The organism is Marinomonas sp. ef1, assembly GCF_002806845.1.
GTDB classification, from domain to species: Bacteria; Pseudomonadota; Gammaproteobacteria; order Pseudomonadales; family Marinomonadaceae; genus Marinomonas; species Marinomonas polaris.
Map to the genome: position 1 here is coordinate 145,268 of NZ_NHTT01000003.1, position 22,083 is coordinate 167,350.

Annotated in this window: 19 protein-coding genes; 15 read left to right on the plus strand and 4 right to left on the minus strand. The window is 42.8% G+C overall.

Annotated elements, in window-relative coordinates:
• Position 1 precedes the first annotated feature (1 nt).
• From CCS02_RS05420 to CCS02_RS05480, 13 genes are all read left to right on the plus strand, one after another.
• On the plus strand, positions 2-1,333 hold the full coding sequence (locus CCS02_RS05420; protein WP_100185705.1) for an HlyD family type I secretion periplasmic adaptor subunit: 1,332 nt from the start codon (positions 2-4) through the stop codon (positions 1,331-1,333).
• A gap of 104 nt (positions 1,334-1,437) precedes the next feature.
• Entirely contained in the window at positions 1,438-2,073 is a 636-nt protein-coding gene (locus CCS02_RS05425) for a helix-turn-helix domain-containing protein (RefSeq protein WP_072839958.1), read from the plus strand.
• A 198-nt stretch (positions 2,074-2,271) separates the two neighbouring features.
• Positions 2,272-2,877: an ANTAR domain-containing response regulator gene (locus tag CCS02_RS05430; RefSeq protein WP_072839959.1), complete on the plus strand. Its 606-nt coding sequence runs from the start codon at positions 2,272-2,274 to the stop codon at positions 2,875-2,877.
• A complete protein-coding gene (locus CCS02_RS05435) occupies positions 2,874-4,067 on the plus strand; it encodes a CmpA/NrtA family ABC transporter substrate-binding protein (RefSeq protein WP_100636026.1) in 1,194 nt (397 codons plus the stop codon). Before CCS02_RS05430 ends, CCS02_RS05435 begins: the two co-directional genes overlap by 4 nt.
• A 343-nt stretch (positions 4,068-4,410) precedes the next feature.
• Entirely contained in the window at positions 4,411-5,820 is a 1,410-nt protein-coding gene (locus CCS02_RS05440; RefSeq protein WP_100636027.1) for a CmpA/NrtA family ABC transporter substrate-binding protein, read from the plus strand.
• Between the two features lie 63 nt (positions 5,821-5,883).
• A complete protein-coding gene (locus CCS02_RS05445) occupies positions 5,884-6,855 on the plus strand; it encodes an ABC transporter permease (RefSeq protein WP_100636028.1) in 972 nt (323 codons plus the stop codon).
• Between the two features lie 39 nt (positions 6,856-6,894).
• Positions 6,895-7,743, plus strand: a complete 849-nt coding sequence (locus tag CCS02_RS05450) for an ABC transporter ATP-binding protein (protein ID WP_072839962.1) — start codon at positions 6,895-6,897, stop codon at positions 7,741-7,743.
• Entirely contained in the window at positions 7,736-9,001 is a 1,266-nt protein-coding gene (locus CCS02_RS05455; protein ID WP_100636029.1) for an NAD(P)/FAD-dependent oxidoreductase, read from the plus strand. The genes CCS02_RS05450 and CCS02_RS05455 overlap by 8 nt, the downstream gene beginning before the upstream one ends.
• Before the next feature lie 71 nt (positions 9,002-9,072).
• Positions 9,073-11,643, plus strand: coding sequence for a nitrite reductase large subunit NirB (nirB, locus tag CCS02_RS05460; protein WP_100636030.1), 2,571 nt, complete (start codon positions 9,073-9,075; stop codon positions 11,641-11,643).
• Positions 11,644-11,647: 4 nt separating this feature from the next.
• Complete coding sequence (nirD, locus tag CCS02_RS05465) at positions 11,648-11,980, plus strand: nitrite reductase small subunit NirD (RefSeq protein WP_100636031.1); 333 nt, start codon at positions 11,648-11,650, stop codon at positions 11,978-11,980.
• Between the two features lie 303 nt (positions 11,981-12,283).
• Positions 12,284-14,983: a nitrate reductase gene (locus tag CCS02_RS05470; RefSeq protein ID WP_100636032.1), complete on the plus strand. Its 2,700-nt coding sequence runs from the start codon at positions 12,284-12,286 to the stop codon at positions 14,981-14,983.
• A complete protein-coding gene (locus CCS02_RS05475; protein ID WP_232728828.1) occupies positions 14,980-16,029 on the plus strand; it encodes a glycosyl transferase family protein in 1,050 nt (349 codons plus the stop codon). Before CCS02_RS05470 ends, CCS02_RS05475 begins: the two co-directional genes overlap by 4 nt.
• 14 nt (positions 16,030-16,043) lie before the next feature.
• A complete protein-coding gene (locus CCS02_RS05480) occupies positions 16,044-16,619 on the plus strand; it encodes a molybdenum cofactor guanylyltransferase (RefSeq protein WP_100636033.1) in 576 nt (191 codons plus the stop codon).
• A gap of 26 nt (positions 16,620-16,645) precedes the next feature.
• On the opposite strand, the gene CCS02_RS05485 is transcribed toward CCS02_RS05480, so the two are convergent.
• The 3 genes from CCS02_RS05485 to purM are packed head-to-tail and all read right to left on the minus strand — an operon-like array spanning position 16,646 to position 19,108.
• Positions 16,646-17,386, minus strand: coding sequence for a DUF3108 domain-containing protein (locus CCS02_RS05485; protein ID WP_100185697.1), 741 nt, complete (start codon positions 17,384-17,386; stop codon positions 16,646-16,648).
• A 13-nt stretch (positions 17,387-17,399) separates the two neighbouring features.
• Positions 17,400-18,053: a phosphoribosylglycinamide formyltransferase gene (gene purN, locus CCS02_RS05490; protein WP_100185696.1), complete on the minus strand. Its 654-nt coding sequence runs from the start codon at positions 18,051-18,053 to the stop codon at positions 17,400-17,402.
• A complete protein-coding gene (gene purM / locus CCS02_RS05495) occupies positions 18,050-19,108 on the minus strand; it encodes a phosphoribosylformylglycinamidine cyclo-ligase (protein ID WP_100185695.1) in 1,059 nt (352 codons plus the stop codon). The genes purN and purM overlap by 4 nt, the downstream gene beginning before the upstream one ends.
• 116 nt (positions 19,109-19,224) lie before the next feature.
• Here purM and CCS02_RS05500 point away from each other — a divergent pair, with 116 nt between their 5' ends.
• Both CCS02_RS05500 and CCS02_RS05505 read left to right on the plus strand, forming a co-directional pair.
• Positions 19,225-20,310, plus strand: a complete 1,086-nt coding sequence (locus CCS02_RS05500) for a DUF2066 domain-containing protein (RefSeq protein ID WP_100636034.1) — start codon at positions 19,225-19,227, stop codon at positions 20,308-20,310.
• Positions 20,311-20,541: a hypothetical protein gene (locus CCS02_RS05505; RefSeq protein ID WP_072839971.1), complete on the plus strand. Its 231-nt coding sequence runs from the start codon at positions 20,311-20,313 to the stop codon at positions 20,539-20,541.
• An 80-nt stretch (positions 20,542-20,621) separates the two neighbouring features.
• Here the strand turns inward: CCS02_RS05505 and gltA are convergent, their stop codons facing one another.
• On the minus strand, positions 20,622-21,905 hold the full coding sequence (gene gltA / locus CCS02_RS05510; RefSeq protein ID WP_072839972.1) for a citrate synthase: 1,284 nt from the start codon (positions 21,903-21,905) through the stop codon (positions 20,622-20,624).
• Positions 21,906-22,083: the final 178 nt, after the last annotated feature.

Sequence of the window (22,083 nt, forward strand, 5' to 3'; positions counted from 1 at the left end):
AATGAGTAATAAAAATTCGATTTCACAAGATGATTTAGAGTATCTGACAGACCGAAATGCGGCCTTGATGTTGAAAACACCACGTGGCGGTAGAATTATCCTTTGGGTGATTTTTATTTTTGTGGCAGCGGCATTGGTGTGGGCTAATTATACGGCTTTAGATGAAGTTACTGTGGGCGAAGGGAAAGTTATTCCTTCTAGCCAAGTCCAGCAGATTCAAAACCTTGAAGGTGGTATTTTAAAAGAAATTAATGCCAAAGTAGGTCAAGTGGTCGATAGTGGACAAGTGTTGATGACGATAGAAAATACTGAAGCCTTGTCATCATTGCGTGAGCAGCAAGCCGAATCGATTAATTTAAAAGTTCGAGCGACTCGTTTACAGGCTGAATCTTATGGTCTGGAGCCTAAATTTGATCCGGAAATCATGAAAGATTATCCGCTGGTTGTAAAGCGTGAACTTGATTTATATAACAACAGATTAGAGTCTTTACGGACTAACCAGGTTGGCTTTCAGCAGCAGATTGAGCAAAAGAAACAAGAAATAGTTGAGTTACAGGCAAAACTAGAAAATTTAAAACAGAGTTATGCTTTTTCGAAAGAAGAGCTGGCATTAACTCGACCTGCGTTTGAGCAAGGAGCCGTGTCTAGGGTTGAGTTATTGCAGCTCGAACGCCAAGTCAATCAGTTGCAAGGGGATTTGGAAGCAACTCAGTTAGCGATTCCTCGGGCGCGTTCAGCGCTGAAAGAAGCGCAAAGTAAACTATCCGAAGGTGAAGCGAAATTTAGGGCGGATGCCCAAGAAGACCTAACTGGAGTAAAAAGTAAATTAGATCAGTTACGTGAAAGTAATGTATCCCTTGAAGATAAAGTATCAAGAACACAGGTTCGTTCACCAGTAAAAGGTATCGTGAAACAGATTCAAATTAATACGGTTGGCGGTGTCATCAAGCCCGGTATGAATTTACTTGAAATTGTACCGTTTGAAGATTCATTGTTGATTGAGGCAAAAGTACGTCCTGAAAATATTGGTTTTATTAAACCTGATTTGAGTGCCGTGGTTAAACTCTCCGCCTATGATTTTGCAATATTTGGTGGTTTGCATGGCATAGTTGAAAACATCAGTGCCGATACTATTCTTGATGAAGAGGGCAATAGCTTTTATTTGGTCAGGGTGAGGACTGATAAAAACTATTTAGGAACAGAGCAAGCCCCATTGCCCGTTATTCCAGGCATGCAAGCGACAGTAGATATAATTACTGGTAAGAAAACCTTATTGGATTATTTGCTTAAGCCAATTTTAAAAGCAAAACAAAATGCGCTTCGTGAACGGTAATTACAAAAAAGTTTTCAAGCTCAATGAACAGTTACAAATGTTAACAATACGTTATTATTTGCTGGTTAGAATGGTTCATCGCACTTAATAGGACGAGACTTATTTTGAAAACTTTGTGTTGGAATACAGATGACGCCGTATGGAAACATTGGAATCAAATAGTCAGTGTGGATTCCTTATTGGTACGAGCAGAGACATTTGAAGAGGTATATCAAACATTAGAAGCGGCATCATCTAGCTTCACTTACTGCTTTATCTATTTAGAAGATAAATTTTTTTCTAAACAGGTTGAAGAAGTGGTTGCACTTTGTTCAGCCTTTCCAAAGCAAAAAGTTATCGTGTTTCCTAATCAATCAAGTCAAGCTGCCGCTTTAAGACTTTTTTCTGTTGGCGTTAGCGGGCAATGTGCTCCTTATATTGGTAAAGAGCAACTTTCTCTGGTGCTTTCGGTTGTTGACTCCGGTGAAATCTGGGGCGGAAAAGCATTTATTCAACAGCTTATTATGCAATCTACCGCGCCAGCAGAGATTCACAACGATGAACTGGATGACTTGTCTGAACGTGAATTAGATGTTGCTCACAGTGTTTCGAAAGGCTTGTCTAATAAGCAAATCGCACTTGAAATGGGTATTACAGAGCGTACTGTAAAAGCCCATTTGACGTCTATTTTTAAGAAAACCAACACTAAAGACCGCTTGGCTTTAGCTCTGCTTGCACAGACTCGATATGCTGTGCATTAATTTGGTTCTTTATTAGCGCTAGCTTGCACTGCTTCAGTTCTTACCTATTATTCGTGTGTTACTTTTTGGTTAATTACTCTTAAAAGGCTCTATTTAGAGCCTTTTTTGCTTCTAATCTCCGGAAAAATAATGTGTCGAAATGGCGCATATCTTGCATTTTATCTGAATGTGATTTTACGATTTTTAAGAGAATGCACCATGCCTGCGCCCCCTGAAAAAGAATTAACCGTGATGCTTGTTGATAATGAGCCTGCGCGAGCAGCTATTGTAGAACAGGCCATGATTGACAGTGGTTATCGTGTTATTAGACGACTGGAAAATGCCAAAAACCTAACGGAAGCGGTAACGGAATTTCAACCAGATATGGTAATTATTGATATCGAATCTCCTGATCGAGATATGTTGGAAAACATGTCGCGACTCACCAAAGATAATCCTCGTCCCATTGTTATGTTTGCTGAAGAAGATGATTCCAGACATGTAGAAGCAGCTATTCGAGCGGGTGTCAGTGCCTATGTGGTTGATGGTGTTAACAGCGGTAGCGTGAAAGCGTTATTGCAAGTTGCGATTGCCCGGTTTAGAGAATTTCAGGCGCTAAGATCTGAATTGGAATCTGTAAAAAGTCAGCTTGAAGACCGTAAGCTGATAGACAAAGCAAAAGGTTTGATAATGAAACATCAAAAATGTGATGAGCCCGCAGCCTATCAAGCGCTTCGGAAACTAGCGATGGATCGTAGTCAGCGAATGACTGACGTCGCTCGAAATATCATATCTGTGATGGAATTGATGGGAGGTTCAAAATGAACCTGATACAGCCAAATAATATTATTCAAACTAGCGAGTCTGTGCGGATTGGTTTTATTCCATTAATCGATTGTGCGCCTTTTGTGATTGCCCAAGAAAAAGGCTTTTTTATTCAAGAAGGCGTGGATGTGGTGTTATCTAAAGAAGCATCTTGGGCAAGTATCCGCGATAAAGTGGCCTTCAATTTGCTTGATGGTGCGCATATGTTGGCGTCTATGCCGATTGCTGCTAGTTTAGGAATTGGCACCATTAAGACACCCATGCAAACCAGCTTTACTGTTAGTCATAATGGTAATGGCATCACTATTGGTAACGCTTTGTACGAAGAGCTACAGCACCATGCTGAATCTTCGGTTGATATTCGAACTGGCGTGGCATTGAAGAGGTTGCTAGATGGCCGAGCAGCTAATGCAGCACCATTGCGTTTTGCGATGGTCTATCCTTACTCATCCCATAACTATCAGTTAAGAGATTGGTTGAGTCGAGCTGGAATTGATTCCGATAAAGATGTGCAAATAGTTGTAGTTCCACCGGTAAAAATGCTTGATAGTTTAAGACAAGGTGATATTGATGGTTATTGCGTAGGTGAGCCTTGGAACAGTCTTGCAGTGGAGCAAGGTATAGGCCACATGTTGGTGACTGGATATGAAATTTGGGGTAGTACGCCGGAAAAAGTCTTTGGCGTAAATTCCGTATGGGCTGAACATAACCTAGAAGTATATTTGTCAATTATTCGCGCTTTGGAAAAAGCTTGTTTGTGGGTAGATGAACCAAATAACCAGACTGAATTACTGAGTATCTTAAGTCATCCTGATTATTTGAATTGCACGTTAGAGCAGCTGGTTTATGGTTTTAGTGCGATTAAACCAAAGGGGCAATTTGATTGGCCAATGAAGGCGTATCAGCGTTTTTCTGGTAGCGATATTAATAAACCTTTGCCGAGCTATGCATTATGGATCATGGCGCAAATGCACCGCTGGCAGCAACTGGGTGACATTAAGTCACTGAACGACGTGGCGGAGCAGGTTTATCGTCAGGATCTTTATTACAAAGCATTAGGTTTGACGGAAGAAAAAAACAACACGGATTGGCATTTGTCTGTCGAAGGTGAGTCTACTTGGTTGGATTCTGTTGCTTCGGGAAAGATCCGCTTACATCCAAATGGCATTTTAAATGGTTTTGATAAGTAGTTTGTACGTGTCTTTTTTTAGTGCGCTATGCATGATAACTGGGCAAATAGATTTATTTGGCCTGCTGAATTATTTTATCTAGACAGCGGATTTAAGATAAAAAACATATAAATCATAAGGTTAGTTTTATTGGCACGCTGCGTGCTTTGTAAAACACATAGACATAAAGTTTTGAAAAAAATTGGTGGAATTAGCAACGACCGTTAATTATCACCCACATTATTGATAGTCCAATGTAGGATTTTCTTTGAATGGCAAAGGCGCCTGCGAACACACTTTTTTGTGATTCGCATGCGCCTTTTTTTGTTTTTGTACTTTTTAACCCCTTAAGCGGAGTGTGACTATGAACCTAAGATTTTTGAAAACGGTAATTCCCTTGCCGAGATTCGTTAATGCCACTCAAAAAATTAGTTTTTCTATATTGTTGGGCTCTGCGCTTTTATCTGGAGCAGCTCATGCGGAGCTGGGTTATGCAGAAAAAGAAGAGCTTAAATTTGGTTTTATAAAATTGACGGATATGGCGCCATTAGCCATCGCTTACGAGAAAGGTTATTTCGAAGACGAAGGTTTATACGTCACCTTAGAAGCGCAAGCAAACTGGAAAGTTTTGTTAGATCGAGTAATTGACGGCCAGCTAGACGGCGCGCATATGTTAGCGGGTCAACCACTCGGTGCAACTATTGGATACGGTACGAAGGCCCACATAGTGACGGCTTTTAGTATGGATTTGAATGGTAACGGTATTACCGTTTCAAATGATGTTTGGGATGAAATGAAGAAAAACATTCCAAATGGACCAGATGGCAAGCCAGTTCATCCAATCAGCGCCAGTGCATTGAAACCTGTGATCGATGGTTATAAAACGCAAGGTAAGCCATTCAAAATGGGCATGGTGTTTCCTGTTTCCACTCATAACTATGAGCTGCGTTATTGGCTTGCTGCCGGTGGCATTCATCCGGGTTATTACGCGCCAGCGCGTGGTGATACCAGCGGCCAAATTAATGCCGATGCTTTGTTATCTGTGACGCCACCACCACAAATGCCTGCGACTATGGAGGCAGGAACGATTTCAGGTTACTGCGTTGGCGAACCTTGGAACCAACAAGCTGTGTTTAAAGGTATTGGTGTGCCAGTCATTACGGATTATGAAATTTGGAAAAACAATCCAGAAAAAGTCTTCGGTGTGAGCAGTGATTGGGCGGAAAAATACCCCAATACCCATATTAGAGTCGTAAAGGCCATGATTCGCGCTGCGAAATGGTTGGATGAAAACAACAACGCCAATCGTCCTGAAGCGGTAAAAATACTCGCTCGTAGCCAATATGTTGGGGCAGATTACGATGTCATTGCCAACAGCATGACAGGGACATTTGAGTATGAAAAAGGCGATAAGCGTGAAATCCCCGACTTTAATGTCTTTTTCCGTCATAACGCGACTTACCCATATTACAGCGATGCCATTTGGTATCTCACACAAATGCGCCGTTGGGGGCAAATTGCTGAACCAAAATCCGACGAATGGTTTATGAAAACCGCGAAAGAAGTTTATCGCCCAGATATTTATGCGCAAGCCGCAAACGCTTTGATTGAAGATGGTGTTATGACAGCGTCTGAGTTCCCTGATTTCGCTAAAGAAGATGGCTTTAAACCGCCACAAAGTGACTTTATTGATGGTGTGACTTATGACGGTAAACACCCAAATGATTACTTGAAAAGCTTCAAAATCGGTTTAAAAGGCGACGACCAAATCTAAACCAAACAGGATAAAGCGGCCGCAGTCGTAGTCGCTTTATGAGTCAAATTGAGCGAGAAACAGATGATGATACCAAACGTAACCATGGCTTCTTTAAAAGACAAAATCAGCACCTTTTCTTTTAGAGGGATCTTGCTGCCGGTCTTTGGCATTTTAGTGTTCATCTTGTTGTGGCAGGTGGGAGCGAGTCGTGTTCATACCTCTTTGGGTGAGTTTCCAGGGCCAGTGGTAGTTTATGAGCAATGGAATAGTCTCGTAGCAGAGCATCAGAGAGAGCGTGTAAAAGAAGACAAATTTTATGTTCGTCAAGAAGAGCGTATTGCTGAGCGACAAGCTAAAGATCCTAGCTATGTCGGTACGTTAAGAGATTACACAGGTAAGCCTACTTTTTTTGATCAGATATTTACCAGTTTATATACCGTATTGGCTGGCTTTGGTTTGGCCAGCCTAATTGCCATTCCTTTAGGGATTTTAATTGGCTTAAATAGATCGGTTTACAGTGCTTTAAATCCTGTTATTCAAATTTTCAAACCGGTTTCGCCGCTGGCATGGTTGCCCTTAGTTACCATGGTTGTGAGTGCCAGTTACGTGTCTGATGATCCGCTGTTTTCTAAATCCTTCTTAACCTCCATGTTCACTGTGACCTTGTGTTGCATGTGGCCAACGCTAATTAATACAGCAGTTGGTGTGGCGGCAGTAGAAAAAGATTTACTTAATGTTTCAAAAGTATTAAGCCTTGGTTGGATGACGCATGTGATGAAAATCGTCATTCCGTCAGCGATTCCTCTGATGTTTACCGGTCTACGCTTGTCGCTCGGTATTGCTTGGATGGTATTGATCGCGGCGGAAATGTTGGCGCAAAACCCAGGGTTAGGGAAGTTTGTTTGGGATGAATTCCAGAATGGTAGCTCGAATTCATTAGGTCGAATCATGGTGGCGGTGTTGATGATTGGTTTCATCGGCTACTTGCTAGACAGAGTCATGCTGACAATTCAGCGTTTTGTTTCTTGGGATAAAACTCAGGTACTACGCTAAATAGACTTTCACTAGAAACAGATTGGATTGGAGAGAAACATGGCAACACATTTAGACATCAGTCACATTTCGATTGAGTTCCCAACGCCAAAAGGGCCGTTTAAAGCGCTGGATAATGTCAGTTTAAAAATCGAGAAAGGCGAGTTTGTCTCTCTGATCGGGCATTCAGGTTGTGGTAAATCGACGGTTCTCAACATAGTAGCCGGTTTATACGATGCTACTGAAGGCGGGATTTTATTGGATGGTCGAGAAGTAAAAGGGCCAGGGCCTGAGCGTGCGGTGGTTTTTCAAAATCACTCTTTGCTGCCTTGGCTAACGTCTTACCAAAATGTTGAATTGGCGGTAAAGCAGGTTTTTCGTAAAACTAAATCCAAGAAGGAAATGCATGATTGGATCATGCACAACTTAGAGTTGGTGCATATGACCCATGCTGCGGACAAACGCCCAGATGAAATTTCAGGTGGTATGAAGCAGCGTGTCGGTATTGCTAGAGCCTTGGCGATGGAACCAAGCGTGTTGTTGATGGATGAGCCTTTTGGTGCCTTGGATGCCTTGACTCGTGCACATCTTCAAGACTCTTTGATGGAAATTCAAAAAGACCTTAACAACACAGTGATTATGATCACCCATGATGTGGACGAAGCCGTGCTGCTTTCTGATCGTATTGTGATGATGACTAATGGTCCAGAAGCGACAGTAGGCGAAATTCTGCATGTTGACCTTGAACGTCCTCGTGATCGTTTGGCCTTGGCGAAGGATCCAAGATATGTGGATTACAGAACTCAAGTTCTGACTTTTTTGTATGAGAAACAGCGCAAAGTAGAGCCTATTCAAGCTGCTACGAAAAGCAAAAAAACGGCCGCTAGTGCCAAGGTTGCCAATGCCTAGTCTTATCTCTCAGTCTGGGAAACGCCTAGTAAATCAGACGGATAAACGCCGTCTTGTCATTGTTGGTGCTGGCATGGCTGGCAGCAAATTGGCGCATGATTTACAACAAGCGTATGGGCATCTTTATCAGATCACCTTGATCGGAGAAGAGCCTAAAGTTGGCTACAACCGAATTATGCTGTCTTCTTTATTGGCGAGCGATATTTCTCATGCCGATATGGCACTAGTTGATACGCAGAAAATGCAAGATGACGGCGTTCAGATTCTTTCAAATGATCCTGTGACGAGTCTGAATTTAGAAATGAAAATCCTGCATTTATCCAGTGGGCAGGAAATAGCGTATGACCAATTGGTGCTAGCGACTGGGTCTCGGGCAAGTGTATTGCCTATTAAAGGAATATCTGCATCCAATGTAATGGGCTTTCGTACTTGGCATGATGTTGAACTCATGACGCAGCTGAAAGGCAGCCAGCCTATTTGTGTGATAGGTGGTGGGCTGTTGGGGTTAGAGGCGGCGGTGGGTTTGGTGAAACGCGGTCATAAGGTTGTGGTCTTTCATCGTTCAAATTGGTTGTTAAATCGACAGCTAGACGAAGAATCAGCCGTACTTTTGCTTAATAGGCTGAAGGAAATGGGCGTCGAATTTCGCCTTGGCGAGTCACCTGAGTCTTTTTTGCAAACGGACGGTGATCGCGTGTCTCATGTCGTTTGTCAGAATGGCGATCAGCTAGCGGTGAGTTTAGTCGTTATGGCGGCTGGGATTTCGCCTGAAATTACTTTGGCCAAGGCAGCTGGGTTGGAAACGAATCGAGCGATTTTAGTCGATGAACGAATGCAAACCTCTCGTGCTGATGTTTATGCTCTGGGTGAATGTTGTGAATTTAATCAACAGACCTTCGGTTTAGTTGCGCCTATTTGGACACAAATTAACGTCTTGATGAAGGTGTTGGTCGGGGAAGAGTCTGCGTTTGTGATAGAGCCAACGCCTACCAAGTTAAAAGTGTCAGGCGTGAATCTTTTTTCAGTCGGTAAGATTCAACCCTCAGCAGAAGACAGCTGCATCTTTTTTAAAGATGTTAGCGCAAATCATTACCGAAAACTGGTGGTCAACGATGGCTTGCTGGTTGGAGCAATTCTTTATGGCAACGTCGCCGATGGAAGCTGGTATTTCCAGCTAATTCAAAATAAGACCAATGTCTCTGACATACTTGATTTACTGGTATTTGGCGAAGCGTATTGCTGCCCCAAAGTGGCCTGAATTAAGTAGTTTTAGACGTTGCTAGCCGTAAGGCATGCTACATAAACAAGGGTTACAGCAAGGGGAATATAATGACGTCAACTGTGTCTTTTCTTACCACAAAACCTCATCTCATTGTCATTGGCAATGGCATGGTCGGTCACCATTTTGTTGAGCAAATGATCGCTCAAGGTGGTCATGAAGAATTTAATATTACTGTTTTTGGTGAAGAGCCGTATTTAGCCTATGACCGCGTACATCTAAGTGAGTATTTTACTGGCAAAGGCGCGGCGGATTTGGCAATGACCGATGGCTCTTTATATAACGAACACGGTGTGCGCTATTTTACTAACAGCTTGGTGACCGAGATCGATCGTGCTGCTAAGCAATTGTTATTACAAAATGGCGACTCTCTATCTTATGAGAAACTTGTCCTTGCAACAGGTTCTTATCCTTTTGTTCCGCCCATTCCGGGGCATAACCGTGAGAACACTTTTGTTTATCGTACTCTCGACGATTTAGACGCTATCAGAGCCTGTGCGAAACAAGTGACACGAGGCACGGTTGTCGGTGGTGGTTTGCTAGGATTAGAAGCTGCCAATGCGCTAAAAAATCTTGGTTTAGAAACCAGCGTAGTGGAGTTTGCGCCACGTTTAATGCCAGTCCAGCTGGATGAAAAGGGCGGTTCGGTTCTTAAGGAAATGATCGAAGGCTTAGATGTGAAGGTGTATACCGACACAGCGACCAAAGAGATTGTCGATGGCGAGAGCGCTTTCCACCGGATGAACTTTGCTGATGGTTCTCACCTTGAAACAGATCTGATTTTATTCTCTGCTGGTATTCGACCACAGGATGCTTTGGCGCATCAGTCTGGTTTGACGGTAGGTGAACGTGGCGGCATTTGTGTGAACAATCACTGCCAAACCAGTGATGAAGACATTTATGCCATTGGCGAGTGTGCGCTTTGGAATAATCGTATCTTTGGCTTGGTAGCACCGGGTTACGCGATGGCCAAATCTGCCGCTGGGCATTTGCTAGCTCATTTATTAGGAAGTGCTGGCGTGACTTTCACTGGCGCCGACATGAGTACGAAATTGAAGCTTTTAGGCTGTGACGTTGGTTCGGTTGGCGATGCTCATGCTCAATCTCAAGGCTGCAAAGTATTCGTTTATCAAGATGAAATTAGCCAGAGCTATCGAAAAATGGTGGTATCTGAAGACGGCAAGAAGCTATTAGGCGCTGTTTTGGTGGGCGATAACAGTTATTACGACACCTTGCTGCAATATTATCTCAATGCCATTGATTTACCGGAACAAGCGCAAGCGCTTATTTTGCCCGCTATGGGTGATGCACCAGTTGGCTTAGGTGTGGATGCTTTGCCAGCGACAGCTTCTATTTGTAGTTGTCATAACGTGTCTAAGCAAGACATTAGTGACGCTGTTTGTAGTGGTGCCTTGTCAGTCGGTGATGTGAAAGGCGTAACTAAAGCGGCGACAGGTTGTGGTGGTTGTGCGGCGTTATTGAAAAAAGTTGTCGACAATGAGTTGTTGGCTTTAGGTGTCGAAGTCAGTACAGATATTTGTGAGCACTTTTCTTACACACGCCAAGATTTATATAACTTAGTCAAAATTGGCGAAATCAAAACCTTTAATGAGTTATTAAAAACGCATGGCAAAGGTCACGGTTGTGAAATATGTAAACCCGCTGTTGGTTCTATTCTAGCGAGTGTGTGGAACGATTATGTGTTGAAAAAAGAGCACATCAGTTTGCAAGACACTAACGATCGCTTCCTTGCCAATATGCAAAAAGACGGAACTTACTCCATCGTACCGCGAATTCCTGGTGGGGAAATAACACCAGATAGATTGATCGTCTTGGGTGAAGTGGCAAAAGAATATAGTTTATACACCAAGATAACGGGTGGTCAGCGTATCGATTTGTTTGGTGCCACCTTGCCACAATTGCCTGAAATTTGGGAAAAATTAATTGCAGCGGGATTTGAAACGGGCCAAGCCTATGGTAAATCCTTGCGTACGGTGAAGTCCTGTGTCGGTAGCACTTGGTGTCGCTATGGTGTGAATGACAGCATGAAGATGGCGATTGATCTGGAAAATCGCTACAAAGGCTTGCGCTCGCCACATAAGATCAAATTCGCAGTATCTGGTTGCACACGAGAATGCGCTGAAGCTCAGAGTAAAGACATCGGTGTGATCGCAACGGAAGGTGGTTGGAATTTATACGTGTGTGGTAACGGCGGTATGAAGCCACGCCACGGTGATTTATTTGCCAAAGATTTAGATGATGAAACCTTAGTGAAATACATCGACCGCGTATTGATGTTTTACACCAAAACTGCGGATCGATTGCAGCGTACCTCCGTTTGGATGGACGGACTGGAAGGCGGTTTGGACTATCTTAAAGATGTGGTGATTCATGACAAGCTAGGATTGTGTGGCGAACTTGAAGCTCGTATGCAGCACGTTGTCGATACTTTCCAATGCGAATGGAAAACCACGTTAGAAGATCCTGAAGCATTAAAGACTTTCCGTCAATTTGTGAACTATGAGGGACGTGATAACAATGTGGTATTCGTTGAAGAGCGCGATCAAATGCGTCCAGCAACAGAATTAGAAAAACAGCAATTAATTGCGAAGGTGGGCTAATACGATGACGATGCCATGGAAATTAATTTGTAAACAAGAGGATTTAATAGAAGGCGCTGGTGTTGCCGCCATAGTGAATGGCGAACAAGTGGCCATCTTCTATGTTCCTGAATCCGACAATCAAGTATTCGCCATTGGAAATTGGGATCCTGTCGGCAAGGCCAATGTCTTGTCCAGAGGTTTGGTTGCTCACCTGCAAGAGCAATGGGTTGTGGCTAGCCCTTTGTACAAACAGCATTTTGTATTGGCGTCGGGTCAATGCCTTGAGGAAGATATTAGTGTACCTCATTGGCTGGCAAAACTTGAAGGCGGTGAAGTGTTTATTGCCGTCAATTAAAACGGTGCATAGTATTGCACGACTGCACTGTTTAGGCGCTTTGTTGGGTGATTGGTAGGTAGAACTTTCTGGATAACTTAACGGCCAACCCAGAGGGAGCAAGGCATGATCTATTTTATAAGTGTTTTCAGAGTTGGCTTGCTTATTGCTTTATCTAGGATAACTGATGCACCGTAAACCGATGATGGCTTACACATAAAGCATACAGATATTACAAAAGGCAACGGGGCCCAATCACTTTTTTAGAAAAGTGATTGGGCCTTTTTTTGTTTTTAAAAAATGTAAAAAGTGCGAGGAAGCTGCATGACGGCAACAATGAAGACAGCAACAAGCGGGAAAACGACCTGTCCATATTGTGGCGTTGGATGTGGCGTCACCTTAACGCTTCCATGCTCTGCAAACGAAGCGGTTCCACCTGTTTCTGGCGATGAAGATCATCCTGCGAATTTTGGTCGTTTGTGTGTGAAAGGCAGCAGTCTTGCGCAAACCATTCAATCAGATGATCGCTTATTAACGCCCATGGTTGATGGTCATCCTGTTGCTTGGGAATCGGCTATTGAAACAGTGAGTGCGAAAATTGCTCAAGTCGTAAAAGATCATGGTCCTGATGCTTTTGCTTTTTATCTTTCTGGTCAGATTCTTACTGAAGATTATTACGTGGCGAATAAACTCGCTAAAGGGTTTATCGGTACAGCCAACGTTGATACCAATTCTCGTTTGTGTATGGCATCTGCGGTGGTCGGCTACAAACGCGCTTTTGGCTCGGACACTGTGCCTTGTAATTATGAAGATCTCGAGCGCTGTGATTTACTTATTATGGTTGGATCAAATGCGGCTTGGACACATCCGATTTTATATCAGCGAATTGCAGCAGCTAAACAGCAACGACCGAATATGAAAGTGGTGGTGATCGATCCACGAGAAACCGCGACTTGCGATATTGCGGATTTGCATTTGGCGATTAAGCCAGGAAGCGACGCGGCGATTTTTTCCTTTTTATTAAATGATTCTGTTCAATCTGGCATTTTGGATCATGACTTTATTACTAATCACACCAACGGATTCGATCTCGCCTTGGCACAAGCGAATGAATCGACACCGAGTCTCTCTTTTACAGCTGATTTTTGTGCTGTTAGTGAGCAAGATTTAACAAGTTTAGCCTGCTGGTGGCGCGACACAGCAAAGACAATCACATTTTATTCTCAAGGGGTGAATCAGTCTTCGTCAGGTGTTGATAAATGCAATGCAATCATTAATTGTCATTTGGCCACGGGGCGTATTGGCAAAGAAGGCGCTGGGCCTTTTTCTATTACTGGTCAGCCAAATGCTATGGGGGGGCGGGAAGTGGGTGGCTTGGCGAACCAGTTAGCTGCTCATATGGATTTCGCTACGTCAGGAGCGCTGGATTTGGTGCAGCGTTTTTGGCAAGCACCCAATATGGCAACAGAAAATGGCTTGAAAGCTGTCGACTTATTTCAAGCCATGGAAGAGGGGAAAGTCAAGGTTGTGTGGATTATGTCGACCAATCCTATGGTGAGCTTACCAGATACCGCTCAGGTTCGACGCGCGCTGGAAAAATGCGAGCTGGTGATTGTCAGTGATTGCAAAGCGCATACTGACACAACGGCCATGGCTGATGTGCTTTTTCCTGCAACAGGTTGGAGTGAAAAGGATGGAACGGTAACGAATTCGGAGCGATGTATTTCCCGTCAACGAGGTTTGTTACCTGCAGCTGGTGATGCTAAGCATGATTGGTGGGCGATTTGTGAAGTGGCAAAAAGTCTTGGTTTTGCAGCTGCTTTTTCTTATCAAAATGTTCATGAGATCTTTGCTGAGCACGCGGCTTTATCGACGTTTGAAAACAATGGCGAGCGCGATTTCGATATTGGTCACTTTGCTAAGATAACCAAAGCTGAATACGACTCTTTGATACCAGTGCAATGGCCTGTGCCAAAAGGTCGGCCAGAAGGCACCAAGCGTATGTTTGAGGATGGGCGTTTTTTTACACCCGACGGTCGAGCACGATTTATTGCGATTACACCAAGTTTGCCAAAGAACCAAGCTTCACAAGAATGGCCTTTTACATTAAATACCGGACGAGTGCGAGATCAGTGGCATACCATGACAAGGACGGGAAATGCTGCGTCTTTGGCTAAGCATACAGCGCAACCTTATGTGGAGGTTCATCCCAAAGATGCGAAATGTTTTGGTATTAAAGATAAAGCCTTGGTACGTCTTACTTCGCCGTATGGGGAAGTTTTATTAAAAGCTAAACTGAGTCGAGCGGTTGCCCCTGCCAATGTATTTGCGCCTATTCATTGGACTCAACAATTTGCCAATGCGTCTGTGGTATCGAATCTTATCCCGCAAGTAGTTGATCCGTTATCAGGTCAGCCGGAATCAAAACATGCCCAGGTACAGCTCGAAGCAGTCACAGACATTTGTTATGGGATGATTGTTTCGGATGCACCACTTGTATTATCTGACTGTCTATATTGGTGCCAAGTGCCTTCCGAGCAAGGCTATCACTACGAAGTGGTTTGGCCTAATGGACAAACGCAAGCTTCGCTTAAATCGATAGATGTAGAACAAAGTCAAGATTCAGCTGAAAAAGCAGAATGGCTGGAGTATTCGAATCCGCTTACACAGCAAATTCGATTGGCAAAACTGATTGACCAAACACTGACCTTGCTTGTGTATATGCATCCGCAACCTGAATCCATCATGGCTGATTGGTTAGTCTCTAAGTTGGCGATAAATACGTCGTTATCAATACAAGATCGTTTGGCGATTTTGGTGGGTACTCCAGCAAACATTGAAGATAAAGGTGAGATTATTTGTTCTTGTTATCAAGTTGGCAGCAAGCAAATAGAAAAGGCGATTGCGTCAGGTGTTTGTTCTGTTGATGCGTTGGGCGCCAAGCTCAAATGTGGCACCAACTGCGGCTCTTGTCTTCCTGAATTAAAACGATTTATTCCCATTGTGGCGGAGTTATCAGCATGACTTACAGAGCTACTACTAGTAAAGCAACTACTAGCACAACCATCAGAATGAGTAACGACTTCACTCAATATGTAAAAATCTTAGGTCGTGGAAAGAAAGGCGCGCGCAGTCTAACATTGGAAGAAGCCGAGCACGCCATGAGTTTGATGTTATCCGGCGATGTAGCGCCAGAACAGTCGGGGGCTTTCTGGATGCTAATTCGGATACGAGAAGAGACTGTTGAAGAAACGGTTGGTTTTACCAAAGCGACCAGGCAGTACTTATTAAAAAAACAACCTCTGGGCATAAACATCGATTTAGATTGGCCTGCTTATGCTGGCAAACGTAATGAATTGCCTTGGTTTTTATTAGCAGCTCTCGCGCTCGCTAATACGGGCGTGAATATTGTGATGCATGGCCATACGTTTGATGGGGAAAACCGAATGTATGTGGAGCATGCCATCAGTAAATTGGGCTTGGTCGTATGTAATTCCAAAGGTCAGCTAAAACACGAGCTTGAGACAAGCCACTTTGCATATATGCCACTGGCTGAGATAGATGAATCGTTAGGCGCTATGATGGACCTTAAATATGTTTTGGGTTTACGTTCACCAGTAAATACTGTGGTGCGTATGATGAATCCGTTTTTTGCCGACAACAGTGTTCATGGTGTGTTTCACCGTGGTTATGATCAGTTGCATCTAGCTGCTTGCGAGCAGTTAGGTGATGCGTCTGTGTTAGTATTTCGTGGTGGTAATGGCGAAGCAGAAGTAAATCCAGAACGAGATGTCACTTTAGGGAAATGGCAAGATGGTATGGCGACTTGGTCAGATTGGCCAAAGGCTGAGAAAGAGCATAAGCGATTAAAAGATAATTTAGATCTGTCTCGATTGACGGATCATTGGCGCGGTGATCAGCTTGATCAGTTTGGTGGGCAAGCTGTGCGACAAACCGTTGCGTCAGTGGCAGGGCTTCTTTATGGTGTTTCGTCTCATGAAGAGTGTCTTGTTTTGGCTGATGATATATGGGCTAGAAGAGATAAAGGGTATTTTGATTCGATTTTGTAGAAAGAGAAAGTGATATGGCGTTTATATCCTTATCGGCGGCGGTGTTAGCTGGTGGAAAAGCAGAGCGAATGTCGCGTCAGGACAAAGGTTTGCTGTTGTTTCAGAATGAGCCTATGGCCTTGTCAGTAGGACGAGCTTTACAGCAGGTTGCTGAAAGAGTGTTTATTAATGCCAACCGAAATTTTGAAGCTTATGCAAAGCTTGGTTATGAAGTGGTTGTCGATGAGCTATGTCATCAAGGAAAAGGACCTTTGTCTGGCTTATTAACTTGTTTGGCCTTTGCTAAAACATCGCATTTATTGATCTCGCCTTGCGATACGCCTCGCATTAGCGGTGAAGCTTTTGCAAAACTAAAAGAAGCCAGCTTATTGTCACCAGAGAAAATCTATTATTTAAGAGGAGCTTCGGGGGCTCATCCTTTGCATGCTATCTTACCTGTTGAAACTGCGTTTGCTGCCCTTAAGTGCTTTTTAGGAGAGGGGCAACGTTACAGCGTATTAGGCTTTTATAATATGTTTGGTTGTCAGTCTGTTGCTTGGGACAATGCTGCAGAGTTACTCAATGTTAATACACCTGACGAGTTGGCCTAAGCTCTGCTTATGTTGGTATGTATCTCTTAGGATTGGCTCATGGATTCGATATCTAGGCGATAAGACTCACCGTCTTCTTTATGCTCCATTTTGACCAGTAAATAGTCAAATTTTGGCACAAACCAAAAAGAGGTTCTTTTACCTTTTTCTAGATTATCGGTTCTGATGATTTTAATTGCAGAGACTCGGCCAAGCTTAGTGTCGATGGTTTCCATTTTTTCACGTTCAAAGCGCCAGTTTTTAATGTAACCGCCATCGGCAATCTGATAGTCGAATTCATTTTTACCCATTTTGAGATCTTGTCTAACTTGCAACTGAATAGATAGTTTGTCTAATGTTTTGGGTGGTATCGTAAGGTTCCAAGGTTTGTCTTTTACATCATTATGGACAAGCTTGTTTTCCCAATCAAAAGTGAGTACCGCGCTTCTTTTTTTTCCTAGAGCCGAGCTATGATATTCGTATTTGGCAGGAATTATTTGATGGTCTTCAACGTAGAAAATTGATGATTCATTAAGCGAGGCGATCATGCTGTCTGCTGTAAATACAAACTGCCACGAATTGTCTGCTTTTTTAGATAAGGTCTGTTTGCCTTCCACTTTTAGGCTAATGCCTTTTTTCCAGATTGTGCTGTAAACAGCAGAGTAAGGTTTAAGGAAGGTTTCTTGTGGTTTTGTTTCAGTAGCATTTGCTTTTATTGAAGAAAAAGAAAGTATGGGAATACTCATAAAAATGGCCATTAAAAACATTGGAATTTTACGAGTTCTCATACTTTCTCCTACATCATGTTAGTGCTTCGTTATATAAAATGCCGCTTTCAGGCAGTGCATTCTTATCAAAAAAAGCCTTTCCGTCATGGAATGTTAATCTTTCTTCACTGAACCATTTAACCGCCAGTGGGTAGATAATATGTTCTAAACAGTGAACTTTACTAGCTAAAGTTTCTGCTGTTTCTTCTTGCGCTATTTCTGTACTCGCTTGAAGAATAACAGCGCCAGCATCTAGTTCTGGACTAACAAAGTGTACCGATACTCCATGCTCTTTTTCGTTTGCATCAATAGCACGCTGATGCGTATTTAAGCCTTTGTACTTTGGAAGCAAAGAAGGGTGAATGTTTAGCATTCTACCTTCAAAATGTTTCGCAAAGGTTTCAGTTAGAATACGCATAAAACCAGCGAGAACAACCAATTTTGGTTGGTATTGATCGATAAGCGCTTGCAGCTCAGTATCAAATTCTTCTCGACTATCAAACGACTTATGATTAAGTGTGTGCGTTGGAATGCCTGCTAGCTTGGCACGCTCTAAACCATAAGCTTCTGCTTTGTTGCTAATAACAGCGCAGATCTTGATATTGAGTAGTCCTTGCAAGCTTTGATCTATCAAAGCTTGCAAGTTGCTACCGCTGCCAGAAATTAAGACAACGATCGGATAACTCATGCCTGCGTTTCTAGATCAGAGATTAAAACCTCTTTTCCGCCGTTGCGAGGGCAAATGTCACCGATGATCCAAGCATTTTCACCTTCAGCTTTCAGAATGGCCAATGCCTCGTCTGCTTTTGCTGCATCAATAGAAAGTACCATGCCGACACCGCAGTTTAAAACACGGTACATTTCTTCTTGCTTAACATTTCCTTGTTCTTGCAACCAATCAAACACAGCAGGACGTTTCCAGCTAGTTGCGTCGATACGAGCTGCTGCATCTTCAGGAAGAACGCGAGGTATATTTTCAAGTAAGCCGCCACCAGTAATGTGAGCTAGTGCATTCACAGAAATGGATTCCATTAATTTAAGAATGGATTTGACGTAAATACGAGTTGGCTCCATTAGCGCATCTTTCAAAGCAACACCGTCGATATCTTGATTAAGATCCGCTTTGCTTACTTCAAGGATTTTACGAATAAGTGAGTAGCCGTTTGAATGTGGGCCAGATGAGCCTAAAGCAATCAATTTGTCGCCAGCTTTTACTTTGCTGCCGTCAATGATGTTTTCTTCTTCAACCACGCCAACACAAAAGCCAGCTAGATCGTAATCGCCGTCATGGTACATGCCAGGCATTTCGGCGGTTTCACCACCAACAAGTGCACAGCCTGCTTGTAGGCAGCCTTCACCAATGCCTGTCACAACGTTTGCAGCCACATCAACATCTAGCTTGCCAGTTGCGTAGTAATCTAGGAATAATAGTGGCTCAGCACCAGCTACTACTAGATCGTTAACACACATAGCGACGAGGTCGATACCAATAGTGTCATGTTGGTTAAGGTCCATTGCTAGACGAAGCTTAGTACCAACACCATCGGTGCCAGAAACAAGAATGGGGTTTTTGTATTTTGTTGGAAGACGTGTCAAAGCACCAAATCCACCCAGACCACCCATTACTTCAGGGCGACGAGTTTTTTTGCTTACGCCTTTAATACGTTCAACAAGTTGATTGCCTGCGTTGATATCAACGCCTGCGTCTTTATAACTAATGGATGGTTTATCCGACTTGGTCATTGCCTATGCCTTATCATGGTACGAGGAAAAAAAGGCATTTTAGCATAGTGGCGCATTAGGGCTATGGTTCTTTGCAATTAAGACAGTAGAATAGGCAAATAAACGAAGGAAGGGTTATGAATTCTCGTATATTTTTACTACTAATCAGTGTTTTTTGTATTTCGCCAGCCAATGCTGTCCCTGTTCAGGGGCTTTATAGTGCTGAAATTAACTTGCCAGTGACACAATCTGAGGCACAAATGCTAAATGAAGCATTTGGTTTGGCTGCTGAAGATGTGCTGATAAAAGTATCGGGTGATAAAAATGCCATTACTGGTGATCTGTTGGAGCAAGCTAAAAAGAAAGCGCCAACTTGGGTGGCGCAGCATTCTGTTGCATCGCTTAGCGAGTTGTTGCCTTCAGATGATGGGCTGGTTCCTGGTAAGCAAGTTAAAGTGACTTTCTATCAAGAATCTATTGATGGCTTTTTGTCGCAGAGTAACTTGCCAGTTTGGGGTGATAATCGACCTTCTGTCTTAGTTTGGTTGGTAAATGAAAATAATGGCGTTAGGGCTCTGTCTGGTTCAAAAGAGCCATCTGATGCATTAAATAAATTAGCACAATCTACAAGTAAAATAGGTGTGCCTATCTATGCACCTTTGCTTGATGATGTTGATAAAAGAAGTCTTTCTGCATCAGATGTTTGGGGTTTCTTTGAAGACAGCATAATGAATGCAAGTAAGCGTTATCAGACAGATTCTGTGGCTGCTTTGAGAATAAGTAATTACGCAGGTCAAGTTGGTGGTAATTTGCTGGTGTTGTTAAAAAATGGTGAGACAGAGCGATTTGTTTTACGTGGTGAGAATCTTAATGATTTAATTGATCAAGCGAGCGCATATTTGGCTAAAGCTTTTTCATCTCGTTATGCTTCAGTACGTAATGGTGGCTCTGCTAGCAAGATTAATATTCAAGTGGTAGGTGTTACAAACTACAGCATTATGAATAAAGTGCAGTCCTATTTAGAAAGTATAGGTGTAGTTCGCGATGTAACTTTGGTCCAAGTGGATGGTGAAAAAATAGAGTTTTCGATTGAAATTGATGGTGACAAGCAAAAATTATTTAACAGTATATCGCTGAGTCGGTTGTTAATTAATGCGCCGTTAAATGCTTTAGATCCTGATGCAAATCGAGTTGTGTCTTATCAGTATAGTGGAGTGAATTAAATGACAGATCTATTGGATGAAAAAGTTATAGAGCGAGATTTTTTTGCTCGTCCAGTGGAGGAGCAAGGCGATTTCTTAGCACAAACTTGGTGTAATCACTGTATGGAAGTGGACTTAGGTATGACTAACCCTAAGGAGTTTGAAAGTGAAGATAGAGTTTGGATAGAAGGTGATTGTGTTAAGTGTGGTAATTCGACTGTGACTGAAATAGTTGAAGACGATGAAGAATAACGCTTAGTTTTAAAGCAAATTTTAGACATAAAAAACCGCGCTTATTGGCGCGGTTTTTTTTAATGCATTAGTCCAATAAATTATTTTTTAACAGGGTAATCGCGTTTAGGCTTACCAATATATAATTGACGAGGGCGGCCAATTTTATATGGTCCACTGATCATTTCGTTCCAATGAGAGATCCAGCCAATGGTACGAGACATAGCAAAAATCACAGTAAACATACTGGACGGAATGCCAATTGCTTTCATAATGATGCCTGAATAGAAATCCACGTTGGGGTAAAGCTTACGCTCTACAAAGTATGGATCTTCTAGTGCAATTTGCTCAAGGCGTTTTGCAATTTTTAGCAATGGATCATCAGACTGACCTAATTCTGCCAATACTTGGTCACAGGTTTCGCGCATAACTTTTGCACGTGGGTCAAAGTTTTTGTAAACACGATGACCGAAGCCCATCAATCTGAATGGATCATTTTTATCCTTTGCTTTAGCAATATATTCATCGATATTTTCAACATCACCGATTTCTTCTAGCATTGTCAGTACAGCTTCATTGGCGCCGCCATGAGCAGGCCCCCAAAGTGTTGCAATGCCCGCTGCAATACAAGCAAACGGGTTAGCACCAGATGAACCAGCTAAACGTACCGTAGATGTAGATGCGTTCTGTTCATGATCCGCATGAAGAATGAAAATTCTGTCCATTGCTTTAGCAAAAACAGGATTAACTTTATAGTCTTCACAAGGCGTTGCAAACATCATATACAAGAAGTTCTCGGCATAAGATAGGTCGTTACGTGGGTACATAACAGGCTGATCTTTCGAGTACTTGTAACAGATCGATGCCAAAGTCGGCATTTTAGAAATTAGGCGAAAAGCCGCAATTTCACGATGCTTCGGATTGGTGATATCCATATGGTCTTGGTAAAAGGCTGATAATGCACCCACTAGGCCGCACATAATAGCCATAGGGTGAGCATCATTTCTAAAGCCTTCGATGAATTTGTGCATCGATTGGTTCACCATAGTGTGCTTGCCAACCGTTTTTTCGAATTCGGCTTTTTGATCTTTATCAGGAAGCTCCCCATAAAGTAACAAATAGCATGTCTCTAGGTAATCTGAGTGTTCTGCAAGTTGGGCGATTGGGTAGCCACGATGCAAAAGGATTCCAGCGTCTCCATCTATGAACGTAATAGAGGATTCACAAGAGCCGGTAGACATAAAGCCTGGATCGTAGGTGAATACACCGTTAGCGCCTAGGCCTCGAACGTCGATAACGTCTGTGCCTAAAGTGCCTGAAAGAACAGGAAGTTCGATAGTTTTATCGATCCCGTCCACTTTGAGTGTCGCTTTTTTATCAGCCATTTATGGTCTCCTTCGTATTCTGATTCGGGGCTATTAAGTTATTGTTTGACTCTATCTAGCCCAGAAGGTGCGGAAAAAATACTGTCTCTAGACTATAAAAGTCAATCTTGTTCATTTGCACTCTATTTACATTGTGGTGCGTAATTTTGTAATTATCTGACAAAATTGTAATGTGGGC